Genomic DNA, 26,249 nt, shown 5'->3' with positions numbered 1-26,249 from the left:
TTTTCCTCAGTACAAGTTAAACTAAAACTCCAGACAGAGGGGGCGACATCGCTGCCGCCCCTTCTACCAAATATTTTATTTCACCTGGCGCTTCTGATACTCACCAGCCGCTTTCACAAAGCCGGCAAACAACGGGTGACCATCACGTGGCGTCGAAGTAAATTCTGGATGGAACTGACAAGCTACAAACCACGGATGATTTGGCAACTCGATAATCTCCACCAGTTTGTTATCCGCAGAACGCCCTGCTACACGTAACCCGGCGGCTTCAATCTGCTTCAACAACATGTTGTTTACTTCATAGCGATGACGATGGCGCTCAACGATGGTCGGCTCGCCATACATCTGACGAACCAGGCTACCTTCAGTCAGGTGACATTGCTGTCCCCCCACACGCATGGTACCGCCCAAATCGCTCTCTTCCGTACGTACTTCAACGTTGCCGTCTTCATCACGCCATTCGGTGATTAATGCAACCACCGGATACTTACAGTCTGGCACAAATTCTGTGGAGTTCGCGTTTTCCATTCCCGCTACATTGCGGGCAAACTCCATCAGTGCAACCTGCATACCCAAGCAAATGCCCAGATAAGGAATATTGTGTTCACGGGCATAACGTGCCGCCAGAACCTTGCCTTCCACACCACGGTAGCCGAAGCCGCCTGGAATGAGGATAGCATCTAATCCTTTCAGCATCTCTTCGCCGCGCGTCTCAACATCCTGTGAATCAATCAGCTTGATATTCACCGTCAGGCGATTTTTCAGCCCACCGTGCTTCAAGGCTTCAATCACAGATTTATAGGCATCCGGCAATTCTACGTATTTGCCGATCATCCCAATGGTCACTTCGCCACCTGGATTCGACTCTTCGTATAATACCTGTTCCCACTCTGCGAGATTTGCTTCAGGACAAGTTAAGCTGAATCGTTTACAAATATAATCGTCAAGGCCCTGTGATTTCAATAGCCCTGGGATTTTATAAATGGAATCAACATCTTTTAGGGAGATAACCGCTTTTTCTGGCACATTGCAGAACAAGGCAATTTTAGCCCGCTCATTAGCAGGAACTGCGCGGTCAGAACGGCAAATCAGCACATCTGGCTGAATACCGATAGAAAGCAGCTCTTTTACCGAATGTTGCGTTGGCTTAGTTTTCACTTCACCAGCCGCTGCCAGATAAGGAACCAATGTCAGGTGCATGTAAAGTGTATGCTCGCGGCCAACATCAACCGCCATCTGACGAATAGCTTCCAGGAATGGCAGGGATTCGATATCACCTACGGTGCCACCAATTTCAACCAATACCACATCGTGGCCTTCGCCGCCTTCGATGATACGTTCTTTGATTGCATTGGTGATATGAGGAATAACCTGGATAGTCGCACCCAGATAGTCGCCGCGGCGCTCTTTGCGCAGAACTTCAGAGTAGATACGGCCAGTAGTGAAGTTGTTACGGCGAGTCATTTTAGTGCGAATGAAGCGCTCGTAATGCCCTAAATCCAGATCGGTTTCAGCACCATCTTCGGTGACGAAAACTTCCCCGTGTTGTGTCGGGCTCATGGTGCCCGGATCCACGTTGATATACGGGTCCAGTTTCATGATGGTAACGTTGAGGCCACGGGCTTCAAGTATAGCCGCCAGAGAGGCTGCGGCAATGCCTTTACCCAGAGAGGATACGACCCCGCCGGTCACAAAAATATAATTAGTTGTCATGCTGAACCTGAGAGTTTAGGTTTAAAGACGATGGAAGAACCAAGACGGGAAAGTAGTATACCCGAACCTTGGTTTCGCTACAAACTATCTCCGCACCAGTAGCCGTTTTCGCCGTTTTTTCTGTGCGGAACATCGTCTTGCTATCCGTTATAATTCAATATATTAACGTAATTAAAATTCAACAACCATCCATCAAATGAATTAAAACACCTTACATTTCAGTTTCTTGCTTTTTAACTTGCTGCCAGGCAGATTCCATTTCATCCAGTGTCGCACTCTCCATAGTTTTACCTGACGCCGTAACTATTTGTTCTACCTGACGAAAACGACGTTCAAACTTACGATTTGCCGCCTGTAAGGCATTTTCAGCTTTATGGCCTAAATGACGAGATAAGTTGACGGTGGCAAACAGTAAATCACCAATTTCCTCACCTAATTTCTCTTCATCCACCACCGCCTGGCGAGCTTCAAACATCACTTCATCGATCTCTTCGTAGACTTTATCCAGCACCGGCCCCAGAGTGTCCCAATCAAAACCGACTGATGCGCAACGTTTCTGGATTTTATGCGCTTTCATCAGCGCGGGCAGCGCGTCAGGGATATCATCTAATGCCGAATATAACGCCTTCTCCGCCCTTTCTTCAGCTTTACGCGACTCCCACCCTGCCAATACAGTGTCACTGCTAATTATAGCGTCTGAAACGTTTTGCGGCGCATCAGGGAACACATGTGGATGGCGGCGTACCAACTTATCGCTGATGGCATGACAAACATCATCGAACGCAAATAGCCCTTGCTCCTGCCCCATCTGTGCATAAAACACCACCTGAAACAGCAAATCCCCCAATTCATCACGAAGATCGTCGAAATCCTTACGCTGAATCGCGTCAAGCACCTCATAGGTTTCTTCTAATGTATAAGGCGCAATAGTGTCGAAGGTCTGCTTACGATCCCACGGGCAGCCATGCGCCGGATCGCGCAAAGTACGCATAATATCCAGCAAACGTTGTAGTGCTAAAGCGGTGGTAGCAGGGGAAGTCACTGATTGGGTCATCTGAATTTATTCACTTTTTAAAAAAATTTGAGGCGTAGCGAGCGCAGGCAGATTGATTGCGGCCAGCGCACAGCCCCCGGAATGTACACCTGATCTTATAAAAATCGGTACATGAGGAGGGCAAGCACTGCCCAATATCAATATGCCAAAGCGCAGTAGCCGTCCAGATCAAAAAAATTAATTGCCGTGTAGCCGACGGGCATCTATCACATCCGGCAACTGATTCAGCTTGGCCAACACTCTGCCCAGCACCTGCAGATTGTAGATCTCGATATCCATATCGATAGTTGCCATCATCTTTTTGGTATCGCTACGGCTGGCAACCCCCAGTACATTGACCTTTTCGTTCGCCAAAATGGTAGTGATATCGCGCAGCAAGCCGCTACGATCATTGGCGGTAACCCGCACCACCAGCGAATAACCACTGGAATAGCTTTCGCCCCAGACCGCATCGACAATCCGCTCAGGTGCATGGGATTGCAATTCAGCTAGCTGCTCACAATCAGCACGGTGAATGGATATCCCCCGCCCTTGAGTGATAAAGCCAATAATTTCATCACCCGGAATAGGCTGGCAGCAGCGCGCAATATGGTGCATCAGGTTGCCGACACCTTCGACGACAATACGCCCACTGTCTTTGCTGGCATTGCGTGGCGGTGCCTGATGTTTATTATTCAGATGGCGTAACGCCTCTAAATCCGCCTCTTCCGCCGTTGGCTTATTCAGTTTGCCTTGCAGGAAGTTGACCATCTGATTCAGACGGATATCACCACCGCCAATAGCCGCCAACACTTCATCCATAGAATTCATGTTATAGCGCGGTACTAGCAGCTTCTCCGCCTCTTTCAGGCTGATATCCAGATGCTCTAACTCATCGTCCAGCATCTGCCGACCAGCAAGAATATTCTTGTCTCTATCTTGTTTTCTAAACCAGTTATGGATCTTGGAGCGACCACGGCTGGTAGTGACATAGCCGAGGTTCGGATTCAGCCAGTCACGGCTCGGGTTTGGCTGTTTCTGGGTGATAATTTCGATCTGATCACCCATCTGTAACTGGTAAGTAAACGGCACAATTCGGCCACTGATTTTAGCCCCAATACAGCGGTGGCCCACATCGCTATGAATATGGTAAGCGAAGTCCAGCGGTGTCGAACCTGCTGGTAAATCAATAACATCACCTTTCGGTGTAAACACATATACCCGATCGTCAAATACCTGACTACGCACTTCATCCAGCATTTCACCGGAATCCGCCATCTCTTCCTGCCAGGCAATCAATTTACGCAACCAGGCAATCCGCCCTTCGTAACCGGAGCGGCCGGCGGCCACAGCACCTTCTTTATACTTCCAGTGCGCAGCAACCCCCAGTTCAGCATCTTCATGCATCTGACGGGTACGAATTTGAATTTCGAGTGTTTTGCCGCGTGGCCCGAGCACTACAGTGTGAATTGACTGATAACCATTGGGTTTAGGGTTAGCAACGTAATCATCAAATTCATCAGGCAAATGGCGGAAATGGGTATGGACAATACCGAGTGCGGCATAACAATCCTGTAAACGCTCCACTACCACCCGCACGGCTCGCACATCAAACAGTTCATCAAAAGCCAGCGACTTCTTCTGCATTTTGCGCCAGATACTGTAGATATGCTTGGGACGGCCATAAATGTCGGCTTTGATTCCTTCATCTGCCATGGCTTTGTGCAATGAAGCCACGAAATCGTCAATGAATTGCTCACGATCGATACGACGCTCGTGGAGTAATTTGGCGATTTGCTTATATTCATCTGGATGCAGATAGCGGAAGCAGAAGTCTTCCAACTCCCACTTGATCTGGCCGATCCCTAAACGGTTAGCCAGTGGCGCATAGATATTGGAACACTCTTTGGCCGCCAGCACGCGCTCATCTTCCGGTGCATCCTTCACTTCACGTAAATGAGCAATACGCTCTGCCAGTTTGATGACCACACAACGGAAGTCTTCCACCATAGCCAGTAACATACGGCGCACATTATCCACTTGCTCAGAGCTCATGGAGTCATTATGGGTGGCTTTTAACTGACGGATGGCATCCATATCGCGCACACCATGCACCAGATAAGTAATACCTTTACCAAATTGTTCGGTCAGCGTGGCTTCATCCACCACATTGGCGTCCACCAGCGGGAACAGCAGCGCCGCGCGCATGCTGTCATTATCCATGCTAAGAGTGGAAAGAATCTCCACCATTTCAAGACCGCGCCACAGCAACAATGAGGCATCGGGATGGTTTTGCGTTTGCTGCTCACAATACCGCCAGGTTTCGGCCAGGCGCTCACCTGACTGCGGGTTAGAAAGCCCCAAACTGGCGATCCAATCGTCGAGAGCAAACTCGCCCGCTGGATTCAAATGTGCACTTCGTACCGCAACCATAACTTCTCCCTACTTTGCGACCCCTGGCTCCTGCATGAACAGCGCCATAGATTCAAGATGCCCGGTGTGGGGAAACATATCCAACATTCGCACCTGAGCAAGACGGTAACCGGCGGCTAACAACACCTGACTATCTCGTGCCAGCGTGGTGGGATTACACGAAACATACACCACCCGCTTTGGCGCCAGTTTAACTATATGTGACATGACCCCGGCAGCACCTGCGCGGGCGGGATCTAACAATACTTTATCAAACCCTTGTGTTGCCCATGGCTGACAACTGATGTCAGATGCCAGATTTTCATGGAAAAAAGAGACATTGGGCAGCGCGTTAATTAGAGCATTATACTGCCCATTCGCTACTAACGCCGCAACTCCTTCCACACCAACCACTTCACGAGCCAACTTTGCCAGCGGCAAGGTGAAATTGCCCATACCGCAGAATAGATCCAGCACCCGCTCATCAGGCTGTACATCAAGCCATGCTATAGCCTGAGCCACCATTTGCTGGTTGATCGTATCATTGACTTGAATAAAATCGCGCGGATGGAACGCTAAGCGTAGACCCTCAATCTGGTAATAGGGTTCCTCGCCAATGAGTTTTTCTACATTATCACTATCACCAGCCAGATAGACGGCGACCTGCTCTCGTTTGGCAAAGTCAATTAACGCCGCACGATCTACCTCTTTCAGGGCATCAAGATGGCGTAAAACTATTAATGGGCCATTATCGGCCAATACCAACTCTACATGCCCAAGGCGGCGAACAGCCTGTAAGCCTGATAAACATTGATAAAGTGGCTGTAACAAGCGCTCCAGCTCAGGCCGTAAAACCGGGCAGTGCTTAATACAAACTAAATCATGAGACTCTGTTTGGCGAAACCCCATTTGCAATCGATGCTGCTTAGGTTGATAGATCAGCCCTAACCTCGCTCGCCGCCGATAGCCGTATTCCGGCCCACAAATAACCGGATCTAATTCAGGGCAAACTCCAGCCTCTCGCACAATCAAGCGCTGGAGTGAATCTGCTTTGCTCATTTGCTGTAACTGGCTATTGGCGTGTTGCTGCTGACAGCCGCCACAAATACCGAAGTGAGGGCAAGCAGGAACGACCCTTTCGTTGCATCGATTCAACAAACGTTTAAGTTTACCGCGACTATATTGGCGCTTTTGCTCAGTAAGCTCAATTTCAGCTTGCTCTCCTGGTAGGGCGCCGGGAATAAAGATAGCTTTGCCTTTGTGGTGTGCTACCCCCTGCCCAAAAGGGTCAAGCGAGTTTACAGTCACAGTTAGTGTTTGTTTGGTCGTCACACGTCGGTTTGGAGAGTAGAATTGCGCCATATTGATTGATCAAGCATCGGTTTCGTAAGCCGCTAATTCTCCCACATTGGAATACCATGACCAAATACAGTCTCCGCGCGCGCATGATGATTTTAATCCTGGCCCCCACGCTGCTTCTTGGGCTGTTACTCAGTACAACCTTTATGGTCAATCGTTACAATGAACTGCAAAAACAATTAGTTAATGCGGGAACAAATATTATCGAACCGCTGGCGGTTGCCAGTGAGTACGGAATGACCTTTCGCAACCGTGATACTGTCCGCCAGCTAATTAATCTTCTTCATCGCCGTCATTCGAATATTGTTCGGTCAATATCTGTTTTTGACGCAGATAATAATCTTTTTGTCACATCTAACTATAATTACAATTCCTCACAATTAAGATTGCCCAAAGGCGACGCTATTCCCAGTTCACTGATGCTTTCCTATCGTGGAGACTCTTTGATTCTGCGAATGCCTATTGTTTCAGAATCTAACCTTTCCAGTGACCGAACTTCCGATTCGGATATCACCAATCGGCCATTGGGCTATATCGCCATGGATTTGGATTTACAATCCGTTCGCTTGCAGCAATATAAAGAAATCTTTATTTCGACCCTCCTGCTGCTGTTCTGTATGTGTGTGGCTATCTTGTTTGCTTATCGGCTGATGCGTGATGTCACAGGCCCCATCCGCAACATGGTGAACGCTGTTGACCGCATTCGCCGCGGACAATTAGACAGCCGGGTGGAAGGACATATGCTCGGCGAGTTGAATATTTTGAAAAACGGCATCAATTCGATGGCAATGTCATTGGCGGCCTATCACGAAGAGATGCAACAAAACATCGATCAAGCCACATCAGATTTACGTGAGACACTGGAGCAAATGGAAATCCAGAACGTGGAGTTGGGGCTGGCGAAAAAGCGTGCGCAAGAAGCTGCGCGAATAAAATCTGAATTTCTGGCTAATATGTCCCATGAGTTGCGTACCCCACTCAATGGGGTGATTGGCTTTACCCGCCAGACACTGAAAACGTCACTGACCCCGACGCAAGCTGACTATCTGCAAACTATCCAGCGATCAGCGAACAACCTGCTATGCATCATTAATGATGTGCTGGATTTCTCCAAGTTAGAAGCTGAAAAACTGATCCTTGAGCATATCCCGTTCTCACTACGCGGAGCGCTAGATGAGGTCATTATTCTGTTGGCACACACCGCTCATGAAAAAGGCCTGGAACTGACCCTACATGTTAATAACGATGTGCCGGAACAAGTGATTGGCGATGCCATGCGTTTACAGCAAATCGTCACCAACCTGCTGGGTAATGCGATTAAATTCACCGAACAAGGCAATATCGATATTCTGGTGGCCGTACGAGCGATAGCCAGCCAGCAGGTGACACTGGTAGTAGAAATTCACGATACTGGCATCGGTATTTCCGAATCCCAGCAAGCCCAACTGTTCCAGGCATTCCGTCAGGCTGATGCCAGCATTTCACGTCGGCACGGGGGAACCGGCCTTGGGCTAGTTATCACCGAAAGATTGGTGAAGGAAATGGGAGGCGATATCAGCTTCCACAGTCAGGTTGATCGGGGTTCGACTTTCAGGTTTCACCTGACCCTGGATCTCAATGAAGCCATTCCCTCCCGCCGCCCAGATATGTCGCATCTGGAAGGGAAAACGCTGGCCTATATTGAACGTAATGCCGCAGCGGCAAGAGCAACATTAGATATTCTCAGCATCACGCCTTTACAGGTGACTCATAGCCTGACGTTGGCCCAGTTACCGATTCAACATTATGATTTCCTGCTCGTCGGGGTGCCTATCCCGTACCGCAATAATATGGCTGTTCACCAAGACAAACTGATCGCAGCAATGAAAATTTCCGAGCAAGTTATTTTGGCACTGCCGAGTCAATCACAGGTAGAAGCGGAACAACTTAAACAGATCGGTGCTAAAGCGTGTCTGGTGAAACCCATATCTGCTAACCGGTTAATTCCTTTATTGTCTTATGAAAAGGCGCATTGTGAATTACCAGTGGTAGAACAAGCACATAAGCAACCCAAACTGCCTTTCAAAGTGATGGCCGTTGATGACAACCCGGCTAACTTGAAATTAATGGGGACGTTGCTGGAAGAACAGGTTGAAGAAACGGTGTTATGTGACAGCGGGGCAAAAGCCATAGCCTATGCCCGTGAAAATACGCTAGATATCATCTTAATGGATATTCAAATGCCAGAAATTGACGGCATCCGTGCCAGTGAAGTGATTCATCAGATGTCACATCATCAGGACACGCCGATCATTGCGGTCACGGCTCACGCCGTTAGAGGGCAACAGGAACAATTATTAAAATTGGGTATGGCTGATTATCTCGCGAAACCTATTGATGAAGCCCGACTGATACAAGCACTTTCGCGCTATCTACCTGATTGTGATCCACAGCCTCATGTTCAACAGCCTCATGCTTTGCAACAATCTCATTCTTTGCAACAACAGGGCGAAGATCATATTCAGTCAGTTCCGCTATCTGAATGTAAAGAGTCAATCGACTGGCCACTCGCGGTGAGACAAGCAGCAAATAAAGAAGCACTGGCTAAAGACCTCTTAACCATGTTGTTAGAGTTTACGCCACAAGTGACACAGCGTGTGCAGGCGATTCTGGCCGGTAGTCATGATGATGATATTCTGAATCTGATTCACAAGTTCCATGGCAGTTGCGCATGTAGCGGTGTGCCACGACTGCGGCAATTGTGCATGACGATTGAACAGCAATTGCGTCAACAAACTGACTTACAAGACCTGCAACCTGAGTGGCTTGAATTATTAGATGAGATAGATAACGTCCGCTTTGCTGCGCAGAATTATCTCGGCGCAGCCTAATACCGGTCGCACCAAATCTAAATAGAAAGGGCACACCGATAAGCGGTTGTGCCCTTTTTGGAGGTATCTATACTTTTACTACATAGATACCTGTCACTGCATCAATAGTGATTACTGCATCAGTAAATAGAGTGAAGTATCACCACGTTGAATGCTCAACGCCAATACCGATGGTTTGGTATCAAGGATTTTCCGCAGCTCACCCAGATTCTGAACCGGTTGCTGGTTGACACCCATGATGATATCGCCTTTTTTCAAGCCGATACGCGCAGCAGCAGTGCCTGGTTTCACACTATCAACTTTCACGCCTTTCTTACCATTCACATCAGAGTTACTCAATTCAGCGCCTTCAATCCCAGTATAGAGATTGCCGGAATCAACCTGAGTTTGGCTGCTCTGCTCTAATGTCACTTCAACATTGACCGGTTTACCATCACGCAACAGACCCAAAGTCATTTTGCTGCCCACAGGCAGAGTACCAATCTCGGCACGGAAGCCAGCAAAGCTGTTGATGGCTTTGCCATTCATGCTGACAATCACATCACCCGCTTTAATCCCTGCTTTAGCCGCAGCAGATTTTGGCAGTACCTGACTGATAAAGGCCCCTTTCTGCGCATCAACCTTCATGGCTTTCGCCAGTTCAGAGTTCAGTTCTGTACCCATAATGCCCAGTTCACCGCGTTTCACCTGACCAAATTCAACCATCTGTGAGGTCAGGTTTTTCACCATGTTACTTGGGATAGCAAAACCGATACCGATGTTGCCGCCATCCGGTGCCAGGATAGCCGTGTTAATCCCGATAAGTTCACCGTTCAGATTGATCAATGCACCACCAGAGTTACCACGGTTAATTGCCGCGTCAGTCTGAATAAAGTTTTCGTAGTTTTCGACATTCAAACCACTGCGGCCCAACGCCGACACGATACCGGAGGTGACGGTTTCACCCAGACCATAGGGGTTACCGATCGCGACAGTATAATCCCCAACTCGCAGTTGATCGGAGTCGGCAATTTTAATCGCAGTTAGATTCTTAGCATCTTTCAGCTGCAACAATGCAATATCAGTACGTGGATCTTTACCAATCACTTTTGCTTCATAACTACGGCCATCACTGAGCTTAACGTTGATTTTGGTTGCATTATCGACGACGTGGTTATTGGTAACGACATAACCTTTAACTGCATCAATAATTACACCTGAACCCAGTGCACGGAAATCCTGCTTGCTGGGTGCTCCACCTCTGCTACCAGGCCCAGCCTGACACATTGGTGACCCCTGGAACGGAGAACCGTCCTGACAGAATGGTGAATCATCACCAAAGAATTGCTGGAACTGTGGAGGAATGCCGCCAGCACCTGCATTACTTACCTGAGCACTTCCCTCCACATTAATACTCACAACCGAAGGCATTACCTTCTCTAGCATTGGCGCCAGGCTAGGGAGCTGCTGGCTGCTGGAAGAAGCCGTTTCTGCCGCAATGGCAGAAGAAACCGGCCCCATGGCTAGACCGATGCTCAATGCCAATGCACTTAACACTAAAGTTGTTTTTTTCATGTATTCTGGCTCTCGCTATACAATTAATAATGAGTCAATAAATGGTGTATAACAGACTTATCCAATAATAATTGACGTTGCTGCCGGTTAAGCTGATGAACCCGATAATCGAACTCAATTTAGTTAATCGGGTGGATGCAGCGCAACAATGCAAGTTAAGAAGGATATAGTCGTCTTGCATAGTAAGATTAAATATGGGGGGTGAAGTTCAGAGAACCAATAATTGGAAAAGTAAAAAATATTGTCCGTCTTTACAAATCTATAGTTAATTAAACGGACAATTCAGTTTTTCTGCATACTATTCCGCAGCCATCAAACGTCGATATTCATCGTAAGCATAAAGATCGGTCATCCCACTGATATAATCCTGAACTAAACGAGCACGATAATAATATTCATATATCTCATATTGTTCTGCTGGCAAATTACGTAGCCGCTCTACTGATTCAGCATAAGCCAGGCGGTGCTTAGTCGACAGTTTATGGAACAAACGCGTCTCAATAGGGTACTCCCGATGACTGTCTTCAGCGACTAATTGCGTAAATGCCGTTTGTGGCATAGCTAATAGCGGACTATAAATATCAAGTAACCCGCTAATCACCCTATACCCTTGTAACTCAAGCTGTTCTACTTCTGGATAATTGAATACATGTTTCACTGCCACCTTTTTAAAAATTTGCAGTAATTTACACGCCGGGCTGGAATCTTCTAATAAAGCCTGATTAAACGAACCAGAAAACACTGCAGGTAGATTCTCAATAAAACGCTGAGCAGCATGCGGAACTAATTTCCCTACGGTATTCACCCGCAAATACATAAAGAATTGATCTTCCGAACTGCGCCGTCCTTGCCCTCGACCTAATTGACGAAACGCGCCACCTACAACTTTATCAAACAGATCACCATGCGCAATCTCGCCCCACTCTTGCACCATATGGTCATAAAGTTGTTCAACACTGAAAATATTTTTTTCGACCGCATCCTCTAAATCGGCAATACAATAAGAGATGTCATCCGCAGCTTCCATAATATAGGTCAGCGGAAAACGATTAAACTCCCCCATATTCAGTTCACGACGTAAATCTTTAACATAGTCTTCTTCAGCGAGATAAAAGCCTGGTTTCTTCATCAAATAGTTATGGGAAGCGGGAATATCACCTGACCAATAAGCCGGTTTGGTATATTTAAGAATACAGCCAACTTGTGCATAAGTGAGGTTCAGTTTTAATAAGCTATAAACCAAACGAATCGCTTGTGCGTTACCTTCAAAATGGCTTAAATCCTGGCGAATTTTACTACGTAGAATATTGAGTTCAGTCTCCCCTTCCCGCAATTTTAATATATTAACCAGGCATTGATCCTTGCCCCGCGGCTCTGCACCGCCACCATTAGGATCCATTTGTTTAGTAAACCAATTATTAATTGCTGATTCACCGAAATGCCCAAAAGGCGGGTTACCGATGTCATGCATCAGACACGCCATTTCTACAATACTTTCAAAAGGATCTAGCAGTTTATCCAGCCCATAGACGCTGATTTTTTTATCTTGCTTAAAACGATTGAGGATCTCTTTGGCGATATAACGGCCAACTTGCTGAACTTCCAGCGAATGAGTCAAACGGCTACGGACAGCGGCATTGCGCTCTAACGGGAAGACTTGTGTTTTTTGTTGTAAACGCCGGATAGCGGCAGAGTTTACAATTCGGCCGCGATCACTTTCAAATACCCGGGTAATCTCATATTCATCTTCAGCCGAGCTGGGTTTACCAAATGGCCGCTGAACACTAATTTTCTGTTTAAAGTCGATCCCGGACATATTACCCCCTGATCATTCATCTAAATACAGTGATACTCACTCTCAGCAGAAGATGCAATTGATTACGTGTGAACTTTGGCTGATTGCATATGAACTGCGGCACATTACGCATTATCTTTGGTGAACTACCCGGCAATCTCACTTACCTGATAAACTGTGTATGGCTTATTACAGATTAATTAATCCTTTAAAATCGGTGGGTATCCATATGAAAGTAGGAATTATTGGCGCAATGGAAGAAGAAGTCACATTGCTACGTGACCAAATTGAAAATCGCCAAACTTTATCTCGCGCAGGTTGTGAGATTTACACTGGCCAGCTCAATGGCGTTGATGTCGCCTTACTGAAATCCGGTATCGGTAAAGTGTCTGCCGCAATGGGCACCACTCTCTTGTTAGAACATTGCCAACCCGACATTGTTATCAATACCGGTTCTGCTGGTGGCCTGGCCTCTAGCCTGAAAGTCGGTGATATCGTGGTTTCTACCGAAGTTCGCTATCACGATGCTGATGTGACAGCTTTTGGCTACGAGCCTGGCCAAATGGCTGGTTGCCCAGCCGCGTTCATTGCTGATCCAAAGTTGATTGAATTAGCTGAAAGCTGCATCAAACAATTGGATTTAAATGCAGTACGCGGCCTGATTTGTAGTGGTGATGCCTTTATCAATGGTGCAGCTCCTTTGGCTCGCATTCGCGCCACCTTCCCGAGCGTTGCAGCAGTTGAAATGGAAGCGGCGGCTATCGGTCATGTTTGTTACCTATTCAAGACACCTTTTGTTGTCGTGCGAGCTATTTCTGACGTTGCCGATCAAGAATCTCATTTAAGTTTTGATGAATTCCTGGTTGTTGCCGCTAAGCAATCGACGCGAATGATTGAAGCTATGTTAACCAAGCTGGCTAAATGCGGTTAATGGTACGGTTTAATATTCCGTCCAGGGTTCGAGCAGCAATAATTCTGCCCCAAGCAGTGATGCTATTGTTGCTCGGCCTGTTTAACTCACCCGCGCTGGCGGCAGAGCGGATTATCAGTTTATCACCCAGCACCACAGAAATGGCCTATGCCGCTGGGCTTGGGGAGAAACTGGTTGCCGTAAGTGCTTACTCTGACTACCCAGAAGCCGCTAAAAAACTAGAACATGTTGCTTCGTGGCAAGGGGTAAATGTCGAACGTATTCTGGCATTAAAACCTGATTTGATTCTCGCCTGGCGTGGGGGGAATCCGCAACGTCCACTAGATCAATTAGCCTCTTTTGGTATTCCGATCTTCTATTCTGATCCCGTTAATATTGATCAGATAGCGGATGACCTGGATAAATTGGCCCAATACAGCCCATATCCAGAGCAAGCACATCAATCTGCGCAACAGCTACGCCAGGAAGTTCGCGAGTTACGTAACCATAATGCGCGCAACCAACCATTACGCACGTTCCTGCAATTTGGTACTCAGCCTCTGTTTACCAGTTCCGGACATACATTGCAGAGTGAGGTTATTTCCCTTTGTGGTGGTGAAAATATTTTTGCTGGTAGTCGCGTTCCCTGGCCGCAGGTTAGCCGTGAACAAGTGATGATCCGCCAACCACAGGTGATCGTAGTCAGCGGTGATAAGTCTCAAGCAGATAACATCAGCGCTTTCTGGCGTCCCCAACTTGCAGTACCAATAATAACTCTTAATGAGGACTGGTTTAATCGCGCTGGCCCACGTATTCTGCTGGCCGCTAAACAGCTGTGCCAACAAATGGCCAGCCTTCCATCCTCTGTGGCGGAGTCACATTAATGCTGGTTTATTGGCTGGATATTTTAGGTACTGCGGTATTTGCAATCTCTGGTGTATTGCTGGCGGGGAAGCTGCGTATGGACCCGTTTGGTGTGCTGGTATTGGGTGTGGTGACAGCCGTTGGTGGTGGCACAATTCGCGATATGGCCTTAGCCAATGGCCCTGTATTTTGGGTGAAAGATCCCACAGATCTGGTTGTTGCGATGGTAACTTGTCTGGCAACTATTTTGCTGGTGCGGCAACCACGACGAACCCCAAAATGGATCCTACCCGTACTGGATGCTATTGGTCTGGCGGTATTCGTGGGTATCGGGGTCAATAAAGCCTTCGCTGCAGGTGCCAGCCCACTAGTTGCTATCTGTATGGGGGTAATAACCGGTGTTGGTGGCGGGATTATTCGTGATGTTTTAGCTCGCGAGATCCCCATGATTCTACGTACTGAAATCTATGCCACTGCCTGTATCATTGGTGGCATTGTGCATGCTACGGCGTTTTATACTTTTGGTATGCCACTGCAACAAGCAATGATGCTGGGCATGGTGATAACTCTTGGTATCCGGCTTGCCGCTATCCGCTGGCGCTTGAAACTGCCCACATTTGAAATAGAGCATTAGTCGTAATTCCAGTTTTTGATTGTCAGGTGTAGATTATATTTTATACAATGCACGTTCTTACGGGTTCTTGTAGAACCCGTAAGTTTTCTTATCTGTGCTGTAAATAAAGATGAAATCCGTTTTTAGTGCGAGTTAAATCTTCAAGTTTTTAAATAATTAGCCGATATCTAGTGTTATCTCTGCCGACTCCGGTAGCGGCAGTTAAAAATGTAGTTATAAATTATGAAATACTTTTTGTTGATGTTTTGGCTGGTCTTTCTTGCCAGTCCGTCGCTAGCCCAGGGGCTAAGCGGCACAATAGATTTACATCTGACTATAGTGTCATCTTGTCAGATACGATCGCAAAATCAAAACAAACACGTAGTCAATGACCTCAAAATGAATTATCCAGAAATACAGTGTCATAGAGGAAATGGATTGGTTACAGAACCTAAAATCAGCCATTCTTTTATTGCATCAAATGGCACGCATGTTAGCAAAACCCGTGCCGACCAAATGGCGCAATTGATTACTGTAGAATGGTAATATTCAGATATAAAAAAACCGCAGTTGTTAAAGCTGCGGTTTTTTTATCAAAAATCTAGCTGTGGTCTTATACCCTAACTCATTGCTGTTAAGGGTAAATTAGATGCTGAAAGAAGAACCGCATCCACAGGTACTCTTCGCATTCGGATTAGTCACGATAAAGCGAGAGCCTTCCAGACCTTCCGTGTAATCCACTGCACCACCAACCAGATATTGTAGGCTCATAGGATCAACGACCAACTCGACACCTTGCTTCTCAATAGTCATATCGCCATCGTTGATCTGATCATCAAAAGTAAAGCCATACTGGAACCCGCTGCATCCACCACCGGTAATGTAAACCCGCAGTTTCAGATTTGGATTTTCCTCATCAGAAATCAGCAGCTTCACTTTCTTTGCCGCTGCCTCGGTAAACTGCAGGGGCAGTACTGTTTCATCGCTCATACTCATCACTCCCAACCGGTGTTCGAGGTGCAGGTTACTACAATGGCAGCCTGATCTATGTATTGATTATCTAATACCCGAGTAATTCATTCAAGTATTGTGGCTTAATGTTATATATTATCTACCTGTTTGAGTGCTACTTTCAACCGCTGCTTGCTCTTCTGCAGCCTTTGCTGCCTGCTCTTGTCTTTGTAATGTGCGGGCCAAAATAGCTGAATACAAGGGCTGCCCTCCCATAAACTGCGCGATTAAAGTCGCTCCCAGACAAGTGACTATCATTGGTAAAATAAGCTGATAATTATCGGTCATTTCCAGCACCAATACGATCCCGGTCAATGGCGCACGAACCGAGGCGGCAAATAGCGCCCCCATCCCAGCAATGGCAAAAGTACCTGCATCAATGCTGTATTGAGGGAAAAAGTGCGCACAAGACAAGCCAAAAGCGGTTCCCAGAATGGTTCCCAGAGCCAACATCGGAGCAAATATCCCACCTGGTGCACCAGAACCAAAACACAGTAAAGTGGTAATCACTCTGGCAATAAAAATAAAGAGCAGCATACCAATGCTGAAATTACCGGCGACTGCGATAGGAATTAATGCAAACCCGCCGCCCACTGCCTCACCATGAATCAATGCAAGTAAGCCACACATCCCACCCAGCAGGCCACCTATCAGTACCAACTTGCGCCAATCGCCTCCGTGAAAACGCATAAACAGATCTTGTGTACGAAATATTAGTGCATTGAATATCACTCCCACTGCACCAAAAATAATGCCTAGCAACAAATAGAGCCATAAGGTATTCAGAGGAACATCACTGAGTTTACCTACATCAATAATTGCACGCTCACCATTAAAATAGCGGTAAACGATAGTTGAAGTAATAACTCCAACAAAAACAGCTTTAATTGAAACCAAGCTATAGCGAAACTGCGACCGCATCTCTTCGATAACAAATAAAATCCCGGCTAGCGGAGCATTAAAAGCAGCTGACAGCCCCGCAGCGGCACCGGTCGCTAATAATGAGTGACGCGCTTCAGCGCTGCGTAGGCGGAAGATATCGACAACCATCCGCCCACTGTTACCCCCCATTTGTACCATTGGCCCTTCTCTGCCCAACACCATGCCGGCCCCAAGCGTACCAAGCCCGCCAATGAACTTGACCGGAATAACCCGCCACCAGCGAACCGGGCGCATTTCTTCCATTGCCCCTTCTATTTCAGGTATCCCTGAACCACCCGCCTCGGGCGCAAAACGACGCACCAGAAAGTAACCCACCATGGCCAGCAATGCTGACATAAGAAAAGCCAGCGGCCAGACTAAAATCGCACTATCAGCAACCTTAGCAAGAGTCGCTAACCTTTCTTGCTGTATCCAATCAACCCCACGATCAAATGCTACCCCCAACAAACCTGTGACTGCCCCCACGACTGCAGCCATGATAAGAATAACTAAGGGTGTTGTGTCGCGATTAACCAAAGCATGGATAAAGCGCCCACGTTTAACTTCAGAAATACTTTCACTAGTTATATTTTGTGTCGAATCAGTCATAGTTTGTATGCTTGTCAGTTAAATAATAAGTAATACAAATCCGCTGTATGAGTCTAGCTTACACGCTGCTAGTACGCCTGTTTAAACACCAATGAAATGATCTTGCTCAGAAAAGGCTTTTTTCTTGAGTTTGCGGCTCATCGCGCAAGCTATTTGCTAAATATACCCAATCATTTGATAACCGCAGCCAGTACTTTAGAATAAGCGGCATTGTTGATTGCCAAGGCTGATGTTACCAATGTTAATGTCGCCTAATTCAGGAGCCATATATGAGTAAATCCGAAAGTCTGTATACCCAGGCAAAAGAGTTGATTCCAGGCGGGGTTAACTCTCCAGTGCGAGCCTTCACTGGTGTTGGTGGCACCCCCTTATTCATCGAACGTGCCGATGGCGCATATCTGTTTGATGTAGATGGTAAAACCTATATTGATTATGTTGGTTCCTGGGGGCCAATGGTCTTAGGGCACAACCATCCGGCAATTCGTCAGGCCGTGATTGAAGCTGTGGAGCGTGGCCTGAGCTTCGGTGCGCCGACAGAGATGGAAGTCAAAATGGCCGAGTTGGTCACCAATTTAGTCCCAACGATGGATATGGTGCGGATGGTCAACTCCGGAACGGAAGCAACGATGAGTGCCATTCGCCTGGCCCGCGGCTTCACCGGCCGCGATAAAATCATCAAATTTGAAGGCTGCTATCATGGCCATGCAGATTGCCTGCTGGTTAAAGCTGGTTCAGGCGCCCTAACTCTGGGTCAGCCTAACTCACCCGGTGTGCCTGCAGATTTTGCCAAACATACCCTGACTTGTACTTATAACGATTTAGCTTCTGTACGTGAAGCCTTTGAACAGTATCCAGCTGATATCGCTTGTATTATTGTCGAGCCTGTCGCCGGTAACATGAACTGCGTGCCACCATTGCCAGAGTTCCTGCCTGGTCTGCGCGCATTGTGTGATGAGTTCGGCGCACTGTTGATTATCGATGAAGTGATGACCGGTTTTCGCGTCGCATTAGCGGGGGCACAAGATTACTACAATGTGATTCCTGACCTGACATGTCTGGGTAAGATAATTGGTGGTGGTATGCCGGTCGGCGCATTTGGTGGCCGTCGCGATGTGATGGATGCACTGGCACCTACTGGCCCGGTCTATCAAGCCGGAACCCTGTCTGGCAACCCAATTGCCATGGCTGCCGGTTTTGCCTGTCTGACTGAAGTTGCACAGGTGGGGATTCATGAAACACTGACTGAATTGACTGATTCACTGGCAGATGGCCTGCTAGCAGCGGCTAAAGAAGAAAATATCCCACTGGTGGTTAACCACGTTGGCGGTATGTTTGGCTTATTCTTTACTGATGCCCCAACAGTGACTTGCTATCAGGATGTGATGAATTGTGACGTCGAGCGCTTCAAACGTTTCTTCCATTTGATGTTGCAAGAAGGTGTTTATTTGGCTCCTTCAGCTTTTGAAGCTGGCTTTATGTCTGTAGCGCACAGTAAAGAAGATATTCAGAAGACTGTAGACGCTGCACGTCGGTGTTTCGCTAAACTTTAATCCCTGAGAAACTGCATCTTTTCTTTCGATGCAGTTTTTTAGCACTGATATATTACCCTTAATCGTAGACAATCCGCAGAGTGCAGACAATCCAACTATGTGAGTCAGTTAATAATGTTGGCATTTCTATACAGAGGACACAGAGAATTTTAATTATAAATATAAATAACCGCTCAAAAAAACTTAAATTTACTCCAGTCAATACACACCAGAATAGAATCAGTTATATTTTAGTGAATCAATAAGTTGCCTTACACAAACTTGATATCTACACCAAGTGTTATCCCCCCATGAAATGCATAAATTCATTTACATAACTAGCCAATAATCTCATAGTAAGCAGAAACTTTTAAAACCCATTAATAAAGAGCGTTATATATCAAAAAAACACCACCAATATGAAATTATTTTCAAAATCAAACTGTATATCTTCTATATTTATAGTGATTGATAATCATCACTAGTAAAGTGAGTAAATCTATAAATAAGTTAATCTATAAATAAGTTAATCTAACGGTAGTTTATCTGAAAAAAGAAATCGCTGCCAAAAATAACTGAGTGCAGTACTGCCTAGTGTTCCACTCAAACCAGCAATAGCATATGTGAAGTAAGGTTCACTATTTATCTCTATACTCAGCAAACCACCTAATAACCCGGTAAAACCCGATACTACAATTTGGCTACTCGCCCCAATCCAGCACCACTGATTACCTCTCTGTTGACTATCAATAATATACCTAACCAGCCCTCCCCAAATAGCCAAACCACCAATTATTATCCAGGTAATGTCTTTCACATCCTCTTGAAATAACGGATCCATTAAGCCCCCTTGTAATCTATCCTTTACCATTTAGTCAATTTCCCTAAGTACATTAGGCTTATCGATAATATGAAATAGGGTCATCTCACTAAAACCACCGCTAATCAGTATAGAGTAGTCACAATTAAATTAATCATTTAAAATCCAATTCATTAAACTTCGAATATTTATATCGAAATAAACAATCTCATATCATCCAATGACACTTACCCATAGTTATAATGCATCCCCCCATCGATATAATATATCGACGGGTAATGCAAAAAATAAAGGGGCCTCTATATACGGCCCCCTTCTTATCTCTTATGTTAATATAACTATTTTTTTATTTAACAAACGTAATTGGAACACCAATATTTCCCATATAAACACTCCCAAACTCCTGGTTTTCACTGCCTTCTATCCAATTAGGTATAATAAACCAATCATGTACTGCACCTGTTGGTAATATATCACTTGATAGATATTCAATAATTGCAGATCCACTGGTATCTGTTGTAACTGAAGGTGATACAACCCATCCATATTTTTTCTCGAGTGGTACTGAACCCGCTGAGGTATAATAGCGCACTAAGACAGATTTTAATATTAACCCTTTAACAGGAACACCACGAGGTGAGGTAATTGTATACTTAAGCGAATTTTTATCCTTACTATTAGCTTTCGCGCCATTCTTTATTACTGTTATATTCAAACTAGGAATAGAAAGGCGAGTATTTTCAGCCGTAAAAGATACTCCATTTTCAGGAGTAACAGTTATTATAACGACGCCTTGAGATATGCCAGCATAGCTCACCTTAAACTGTCCATTGCTGTCTGTCACATCCGTAGCAGGTGTTATTAACGTTAGCCCAGCGTTTGGTGTTTGCGCACTTTTGTAGGCTAAGCTGACAGCAACTTTTACCCCCGCAGGAGCCGGTATCCCGACGCTATCTTGTAGCAAAAACTGCGTAGTATTATATTCTGCACCATCCCCCACAGGCCCTCGTGGCATAGCCAAATCTGAGAGCGTAATATAAGACGCTACTTTATAAATGTTATGGATAAAGGTGACTATTTGTCCTTTAGCTATTCCATTGTCTAGAGTAGCCGTTATTGTGACTTTCTCGTCGACAGTATTACTAAGACTAACGCTGGTTTTACCAGTAATATCTGTCACACCTTTCACAGGAACCAATATTGCTGTTGTACTGCTACTTGTAAATGTGACATTAACGCCGCTAACTGGGTTATTTTTCCCATCTAAAACCAATACATCAATTTTATTCTGTTTTACACCATCAGCCACACTGTTATCCGTAACCGTTGTCAGAGTGACTGTTGCACTATTGTTGTCGGCAATAAAGTGACTGTTACCATTCACGGTCTGACCATTACCCAGTGCCGCCGTCAAGAGCAGGGTTTCTGCCACTGTATTGCTGACACTGACCATTGCGGTGCCGTCAGCCGCAGTAATGACACTGCTTTCGGCCAGCACGGCACTCGTGCTACTACTGCTCAGCGCCACACTCATCCCGCTTACGGCGTTACCTTTTCCGTCCAACACCTGCAATTTATGCTGATTCTGCGCCACACCATCAGCCACACTGTTATCCGTAACCGTTGTCAGAGTGACTGTTGCACTATTGTTGTCGGCAATAAAATGACTGTCACCATTCACGGTCTGACCATTACCCAGTGCCGCCGTCAAGAGCAGGGTTTCTGCCACTGTATTGCTGACACTGACCATTGCGGTGCCGTCAGCCGCAGTAATGACACTGCTTTCGGCCAGCACGGCACTCGTGCTACTACTGCTCAGCGCCACACTCATCCCGCTTACGGCGTTACCTTTTCCGTCCAACACCTGCAATTTATGCTGATTCCGCGCCACACCATCAGCCACACTATTATCCGTAACCGCTGTCAGGGTAGCTGTTGCATTATTGTTGTCAGCGATAAAGTGGCTGTCAATTTTTGCACTAAGCCCATTATCCAACTTAATTGTTAAAATAACGGTTTCCACTACTGTATCGCTAAAATAAACCAATGCCTTACCATCTTTCCCAGTTATTACATTCTGCGTTGCTAATATTGCCGTAGCACTGTCAGTCGTAACAGAGAGAGGAACATCGCCGAGCGCATTACCTTTATCATCTTTAATCCAGACTTCTACGCTATCTTGTGCTATCCCATTGGCAGGCTCATTATCTTTTAATAACTTAAGATTTATAATAGCTTTATCCAGATGAGATACGAACGTCCCAGTAGCACTGGCTTGATGTCCATTATCAAGTACTGCCGTTAGCATAATATTTTCAGCGCGAGTATTCGTAAAACTGATCAATGCGTTTCCATTACTATCGGTTACTTGTTTTGCTGGAGTAAGTACTACTGTAGGACTATTGCTACTGAATGAAACATATATACCCGAAAGAGGAATGCCGCTTTCATCTTCAACTAACGTAGTTGCAATATTCATCGCAGAGCCATTCGCAACAGAGCCGTCAGTTGTTATGGTGAGATTATTAATCCGAGCTGTATCAGTACTCGCAACAAATATTGATTTTTTTTGAGCCAGTTTATTGCCAGATTCAGCTGTCAACATTACAGTTGCAGCTTGAGCTGAATGAAACTCAGCAAGGGCTTGTCCATTATTATCAGTTAATGTCTGCGCTGTTACAATTTGTGCTGGTAAACTGACGAACCAACGAACCGGAGCATTTGCTATTGGCTTATTATTAATATCAGTTATTGTTATCTTTGCGATATTGTTATGCTGGTTATCTGCAACACTTTGGTCTTGGATTATATCCAACTTTATATCATGCACAACGGGCTGATTAAATTGACTATTCTTCTCAGCTGTAACCTCACCTGACATTGCCTGAAGAATAACAGTTTGAGCAAGTTCATTAGTGAATTCTATCCGAGCGATACCATTACTATCCGTTGAGGATATTGGCATTTTGAGTTTTGCCTTACCCGTTACATGCCAATTTATTGCAGTACTGGCAATAGGGTTACCAGAGGCATCGATCGCCTTTACAATAGCTGTATTTGAAGTTAATCCATCTGCAGGACTATTATCAACGATCACCGACAAATCAAGAGAAAATACACTTTGTTGAGCTTTTTTCTTATATTGTAAGACTATATTGTTATTTCGATTAACCAAATCGTAGCGGCTATAAGACAAAATACGCTGATTTTTCACTTGAGTTGAGTCTATTTGCTTAGACCAGGCACTTCCAAAACTATAACGTAAATCGACTTTAAATTTTGTTTCTTTAAGAGCACCCTGCCCGCGTTTATGATCAATATTTAATGTCACCAGTGGAATTGGTGTGTAATTTAACCCAACTGTAACTGCCGATGGATCTTTTTGCAGATGATCGCTGCCAAATAATCCAACACTTTCACCATAATATTGTTCATACATAGTTCTCATACCAATATGGGGATAGGAAGGAATATATCCCTCAGCTCGAATATCGAATCCACTAGCTGCTGTTTCATTATACTCCGTAAAATCACGAGATTGGTGCCAGTTGCTACTTGTCATATAAGTGTTAGTAGAAAATTTCACAAAATCTGCCCATGCTTCGGCACCAATGCCAACTCGCCGATTCTTTCCAGTTAAGTCATTATCAAAGAAAGCATTGCCTCCATACATCCAATGACGAGTAAAAGTTCGTATACCAGCACCTACATTATTGGTAATACGATTATCTTGTTCTCTTACACCTAACTGAGTAAACAATATTGATTTTTTATCTTCATACAGTGGTGTAAGAAAGTCTAAACTGCTTCCATCCAATTTACCGTTATTATCAATATTTAACTGAACTTGTGCAGTACCAAATTGTTGAAGCCAATTTTGTATCGAGTTTGTTGTATATCCTGATGCTGTGGATATAGCCTGATTAGCTATATTTTTAGTGCCACCATTAGCAGCACTATTCGCGGCAGAAGATAGAGTGTTTGAAAAGGGGATCTCAAGTGGCACTTGTTCTGACTGGTGACTGTTTTCCCTATCAACACTAAACACAGACTCAGGCTCTTGTTGTTTTAATGCTCCTATGGCTGATGCTGGATAATTAATAGCAATAGGAAAAAAAAACTGAAAAAAGATCTGCAGCCAGGCTAAAAATAAAATAGTCTTCTTTTTAAATTCTTTGAATTTACCCATTTTTATCCACAATAATCAAATGGTGAGCGGAGGCATAGATATCTGTCCGATGAAACTCAAGTATTAATAAAAAAATGTAGCTATATAGTAAATCTGATACCATGTTATTATTATAGCAATGCAATAACCCAAAAAAAATAGGACATTTCTTGCCATTTTATTGCTTAATCGCCAAACAACCCATAATAATCAATTTGTTATATATAGAGAGAGAACATTTATTCATTAGAGTAAATATGAAAATAAATGATTTCTTTATTGGGAATTTGATATTTAAAAAATAATATAGTTATAACAATCAATATTCTGGAATTAGACAGAATAAAAAATCCAGTGGGTTTTAAAAGCAATTGAAGAAGGCAAGATGATTTTTTGTAGAGAAAAATCGAGGAATTAAGCCAACGCGACACCAGGGTTTGATATTTTTCACATAGATAAAACTGCCTATTTTCGTTGAGGAATAAATTAGATCAAAAACAGGCAGCATGTAACTTTAATGACAAGTTTAGGTTCAAATGGTATAAATATGTTATTATCAACCTTCATCAATATGATGCATTTCTTTATCACCTCTACACCACCATCTGGAATCTTTTCCACGCCCTTCAGAATAGCATTCCACTTTATTTTTTTTCACCCAATAAAGTAAATCTAATCGGGTAATATAAATATCCAAATCACACAAATTTGCAATATCTCTCGTTTTTGGAGCATGACATAACTCTATAGAGCTTGAGCTACTTTTCTTAGACAAACTTTCACTACAGAAATCGGTTAAAGTAGTTAAAACTTCTAAACGTCTAACGTCTGCATTATTCATTGAGTTACCTATTTCCATTAAAATATAACCTGGTAGTGGCATGGAAGTACTACCATAAGTTTAAATATTCATCTCATTAGTGAACAATTTTTAGTGTTTTTTTATCAAGATTAGTCTCAGACCTCCTCCTCCTTTATCTAACCGTTAAGTTTTTGTAATCTATTTATATAATATGTTCGTGGATACCTAACTTTCCATCATTAACCAACATAAGCCAAATATTCGATATAAAACTCTGTATAAAACATAAATTAAGCGAGAATTAAGGTTAAAATTCCAAACTTAATATTAATAAAGAAAGAGCAATAGATATTAAATATCCCACAAAATATTTTTGAATCAGATTAACACCTAGACCACATTAAAAAGTTTTAATTTATAAATTTAATTTTATAGAATAAATTAATTATTGCTGTAAGGATGATTAAATTTATACATTGACTACCCAATTTATTACCAACATACAAAGCAGGCATCAATTTAATATTGACACCTGCTTAAATATAACTCTATTTATTGCACAGCGTTTGTACCCCAAAAAAATAATGGCAACAACCAAATAGGAGACTAACTTATCTCAAAAAAACAAATAAAAGCGGGATAGTAAAGAGTGGAGAATATAAGTCCATTTTTCCCATAAGGTGTCAACACGATAGTATCTGTCGCATCACTTATATAATGCAGTTTCATTAGTATTATTTTTGCGATAGACTCACTGACATTATCGTAATTATCTATATCTACATAATCATTCTCAAATTTATATACATTATTATTCCTATCTATTTCTTTATAATGAAAATAGATATTTCTAAGCAGCCGAAATGTCTTCACATCTTTACTATCTCTATGCTGAGACTCAATTGTGCCATTCATTGAATATACACTATTCTTTCCTTGACTGAGTAAAAGAATTATAGATGCATTTAGAGTCAATGTTTCCTCTTTAGTAAACAAATTAACACTAATATTCGCCTCGCATTTTCTTTGTATATAATGTGGCATATCTATAATTTCATCAGTATTTTTAAATAAAAAAACAAAAAACAAACCTAGAGCAATAATCAGGATTAATATTAACAAGGTTTTTTTATGCATTATCATACGCCACCAACAATTAAACTTAGGACGCTACGACAGTTATACATATAACCTTTATTGTCTTTTTTACAGATGGAAACAAAGTGTCTGTTATTATCAATACTAACAAATGTAGACGTGTAAATG

The 26,249-nt window shown here is 44.3% G+C and carries 17 protein-coding genes; 5 read left to right on the top strand and 12 right to left on the bottom strand.

The window, feature by feature from the left end:
• Nucleotides 1-75: 75 nt before the first annotated feature.
• The 4 genes from pyrG to rlmD form a co-directional block, all read right to left on the bottom strand.
• The gene (pyrG, locus tag FTB31_RS11100) at nt 76-1,713 is read right to left on the bottom strand and encodes a glutamine hydrolyzing CTP synthase (RefSeq protein ID WP_005167247.1); all 1,638 of its coding nucleotides are present in this window, start codon (nt 1,711-1,713) and stop codon (nt 76-78) included.
• A gap of 211 nt (nt 1,714-1,924) precedes the next feature.
• The gene (mazG, locus tag FTB31_RS11095) at nt 1,925-2,767 is read right to left on the bottom strand and encodes a nucleoside triphosphate pyrophosphohydrolase (protein ID WP_077293286.1); all 843 of its coding nucleotides are present in this window, start codon (nt 2,765-2,767) and stop codon (nt 1,925-1,927) included.
• Nucleotides 2,768-2,944: 177 nt separating this feature from the next.
• Entirely contained in the window at nt 2,945-5,179 is a 2,235-nt protein-coding gene (gene relA, locus FTB31_RS11090) for a GTP diphosphokinase (RefSeq protein ID WP_050075971.1), read from the bottom strand.
• A 9-nt stretch (nt 5,180-5,188) separates the two neighbouring features.
• Nucleotides 5,189-6,520 carry a 23S rRNA (uracil(1939)-C(5))-methyltransferase RlmD gene (rlmD, locus tag FTB31_RS11085; RefSeq protein ID WP_227727260.1) on the bottom strand — a complete coding sequence of 444 codons (1,332 nt, stop codon included), beginning with the start codon at nt 6,518-6,520 and terminating at the stop codon, nt 5,189-5,191.
• A 56-nt stretch (nt 6,521-6,576) separates the two neighbouring features.
• Between rlmD and barA the strand changes: the two genes are divergently transcribed.
• Nucleotides 6,577-9,387, top strand: coding sequence for a two-component sensor histidine kinase BarA (gene barA, locus FTB31_RS11080; RefSeq protein WP_227731381.1), 2,811 nt, complete (start codon nt 6,577-6,579; stop codon nt 9,385-9,387).
• Between the two features lie 111 nt (nt 9,388-9,498).
• Here barA and degP read toward each other — a convergent pair whose 3' ends face one another.
• Together degP and dgt are read right to left on the bottom strand one after the other, a co-directional pair.
• Nucleotides 9,499-10,941, bottom strand: a complete 1,443-nt coding sequence (gene degP / locus FTB31_RS11075; protein WP_227731380.1) for a serine endoprotease DegP — start codon at nt 10,939-10,941, stop codon at nt 9,499-9,501.
• A gap of 298 nt (nt 10,942-11,239) precedes the next feature.
• Entirely contained in the window at nt 11,240-12,757 is a 1,518-nt protein-coding gene (dgt, locus tag FTB31_RS11070; RefSeq protein WP_077174210.1) for a dGTPase, read from the bottom strand.
• 208 nt (nt 12,758-12,965) lie between these two features.
• Between dgt and mtnN the strand changes: the two genes are divergently transcribed.
• The 3 genes from mtnN to FTB31_RS11055 are packed head-to-tail and all read left to right on the top strand — an operon-like array spanning nt 12,966 to nt 15,144.
• Nucleotides 12,966-13,667, top strand: coding sequence for a 5'-methylthioadenosine/S-adenosylhomocysteine nucleosidase (gene mtnN / locus FTB31_RS11065; RefSeq protein ID WP_050075964.1), 702 nt, complete (start codon nt 12,966-12,968; stop codon nt 13,665-13,667).
• Entirely contained in the window at nt 13,667-14,530 is an 864-nt protein-coding gene (gene btuF / locus FTB31_RS11060) for a vitamin B12 ABC transporter substrate-binding protein BtuF (RefSeq protein ID WP_175631671.1), read from the top strand. The genes mtnN and btuF overlap by 1 nt, the downstream gene beginning before the upstream one ends.
• Entirely contained in the window at nt 14,530-15,144 is a 615-nt protein-coding gene (locus FTB31_RS11055) for a TRIC cation channel family protein (RefSeq protein WP_019211026.1), read from the top strand. Before btuF ends, FTB31_RS11055 begins: the two co-directional genes overlap by 1 nt.
• A 624-nt stretch (nt 15,145-15,768) precedes the next feature.
• On the opposite strand, the gene erpA is transcribed toward FTB31_RS11055, so the two are convergent.
• On the bottom strand, nt 15,769-16,113 hold the full coding sequence (gene erpA, locus FTB31_RS11050) for an iron-sulfur cluster insertion protein ErpA (RefSeq protein WP_004706254.1): 345 nt from the start codon (nt 16,111-16,113) through the stop codon (nt 15,769-15,771).
• 117 nt (nt 16,114-16,230) lie between these two features.
• Entirely contained in the window at nt 16,231-17,664 is a 1,434-nt protein-coding gene (clcA, locus tag FTB31_RS11045) for a H(+)/Cl(-) exchange transporter ClcA (protein WP_077174212.1), read from the bottom strand.
• Nucleotides 17,665-17,933: 269 nt separating this feature from the next.
• Between clcA and hemL the strand changes: the two genes are divergently transcribed.
• Nucleotides 17,934-19,214 carry a glutamate-1-semialdehyde 2,1-aminomutase gene (gene hemL / locus FTB31_RS11040; protein WP_077174213.1) on the top strand — a complete coding sequence of 427 codons (1,281 nt, stop codon included), beginning with the start codon at nt 17,934-17,936 and terminating at the stop codon, nt 19,212-19,214.
• Between the two features lie 505 nt (nt 19,215-19,719).
• On the opposite strand, the gene FTB31_RS11035 is transcribed toward hemL, so the two are convergent.
• The 4 genes from FTB31_RS11035 to FTB31_RS11020 all read right to left on the bottom strand — a co-directional run bounded on the left by FTB31_RS11035 (nt 19,720) and on the right by FTB31_RS11020 (nt 26,120).
• Entirely contained in the window at nt 19,720-20,034 is a 315-nt protein-coding gene (locus FTB31_RS11035; RefSeq protein WP_050075958.1) for a phage holin family protein, read from the bottom strand.
• Nucleotides 20,035-20,359: 325 nt separating this feature from the next.
• The gene (locus FTB31_RS11030; RefSeq protein ID WP_227731379.1) at nt 20,360-24,202 is read right to left on the bottom strand and encodes an Ig-like domain-containing protein; all 3,843 of its coding nucleotides are present in this window, start codon (nt 24,200-24,202) and stop codon (nt 20,360-20,362) included.
• A gap of 535 nt (nt 24,203-24,737) precedes the next feature.
• Complete coding sequence (locus tag FTB31_RS11025) at nt 24,738-25,064, bottom strand: hypothetical protein (RefSeq protein WP_077174215.1); 327 nt, start codon at nt 25,062-25,064, stop codon at nt 24,738-24,740.
• Nucleotides 25,065-25,589: 525 nt separating this feature from the next.
• Complete coding sequence (locus FTB31_RS11020; RefSeq protein ID WP_050075954.1) at nt 25,590-26,120, bottom strand: FidL-like protein; 531 nt, start codon at nt 26,118-26,120, stop codon at nt 25,590-25,592.
• Nucleotides 26,121-26,249: the final 129 nt, after the last annotated feature.

Source organism: Yersinia proxima (assembly GCF_902170785.1).
GTDB classification, from domain to species: domain Bacteria; phylum Pseudomonadota; class Gammaproteobacteria; order Enterobacterales; family Enterobacteriaceae; genus Yersinia; species Yersinia proxima.
The sequence above is the reverse complement of the archived record's forward strand: the minus strand, read 5'-3'. Positions and strand labels throughout refer to the sequence as shown.

Coding starts and splice junctions, on each gene's coding strand:
- pyrG (WP_005167247.1), bottom strand. CDS start 1,713: ATGACAACTAATTATATTTTTGTGACCGGCGGGGTCGTATCCTCTCTG.
- mazG (WP_077293286.1), bottom strand. CDS start 2,767: ATGACCCAATCAGTGACTTCCCCTGCTACCACCGCTTTAGCACTACAA.
- relA (WP_050075971.1), bottom strand. CDS start 5,179: ATGGTTGCGGTACGAAGTGCACATTTGAATCCAGCGGGCGAGTTTGCT.
- rlmD (WP_227727260.1), bottom strand. CDS start 6,520: ATGGCGCAATTCTACTCTCCAAACCGACGTGTGACGACCAAACAAACA.
- barA (WP_227731381.1), top strand. CDS start 6,577: ATGACCAAATACAGTCTCCGCGCGCGCATGATGATTTTAATCCTGGCC.
- degP (WP_227731380.1), bottom strand. CDS start 10,941: ATGAAAAAAACAACTTTAGTGTTAAGTGCATTGGCATTGAGCATCGGT.
- dgt (WP_077174210.1), bottom strand. CDS start 12,757: ATGTCCGGGATCGACTTTAAACAGAAAATTAGTGTTCAGCGGCCATTT.
- mtnN (WP_050075964.1), top strand. CDS start 12,966: ATGAAAGTAGGAATTATTGGCGCAATGGAAGAAGAAGTCACATTGCTA.
- btuF (WP_175631671.1), top strand. CDS start 13,667: ATGGTACGGTTTAATATTCCGTCCAGGGTTCGAGCAGCAATAATTCTG.
- FTB31_RS11055 (WP_019211026.1), top strand. CDS start 14,530: ATGCTGGTTTATTGGCTGGATATTTTAGGTACTGCGGTATTTGCAATC.
- erpA (WP_004706254.1), bottom strand. CDS start 16,113: ATGAGCGATGAAACAGTACTGCCCCTGCAGTTTACCGAGGCAGCGGCA.
- clcA (WP_077174212.1), bottom strand. CDS start 17,664: ATGACTGATTCGACACAAAATATAACTAGTGAAAGTATTTCTGAAGTT.
- hemL (WP_077174213.1), top strand. CDS start 17,934: ATGAGTAAATCCGAAAGTCTGTATACCCAGGCAAAAGAGTTGATTCCA.
- FTB31_RS11035 (WP_050075958.1), bottom strand. CDS start 20,034: ATGGATCCGTTATTTCAAGAGGATGTGAAAGACATTACCTGGATAATA.
- FTB31_RS11030 (WP_227731379.1), bottom strand. CDS start 24,202: ATGGGTAAATTCAAAGAATTTAAAAAGAAGACTATTTTATTTTTAGCC.
- FTB31_RS11025 (WP_077174215.1), bottom strand. CDS start 25,064: ATGCCACTACCAGGTTATATTTTAATGGAAATAGGTAACTCAATGAAT.
- FTB31_RS11020 (WP_050075954.1), bottom strand. CDS start 26,120: ATGCATAAAAAAACCTTGTTAATATTAATCCTGATTATTGCTCTAGGT.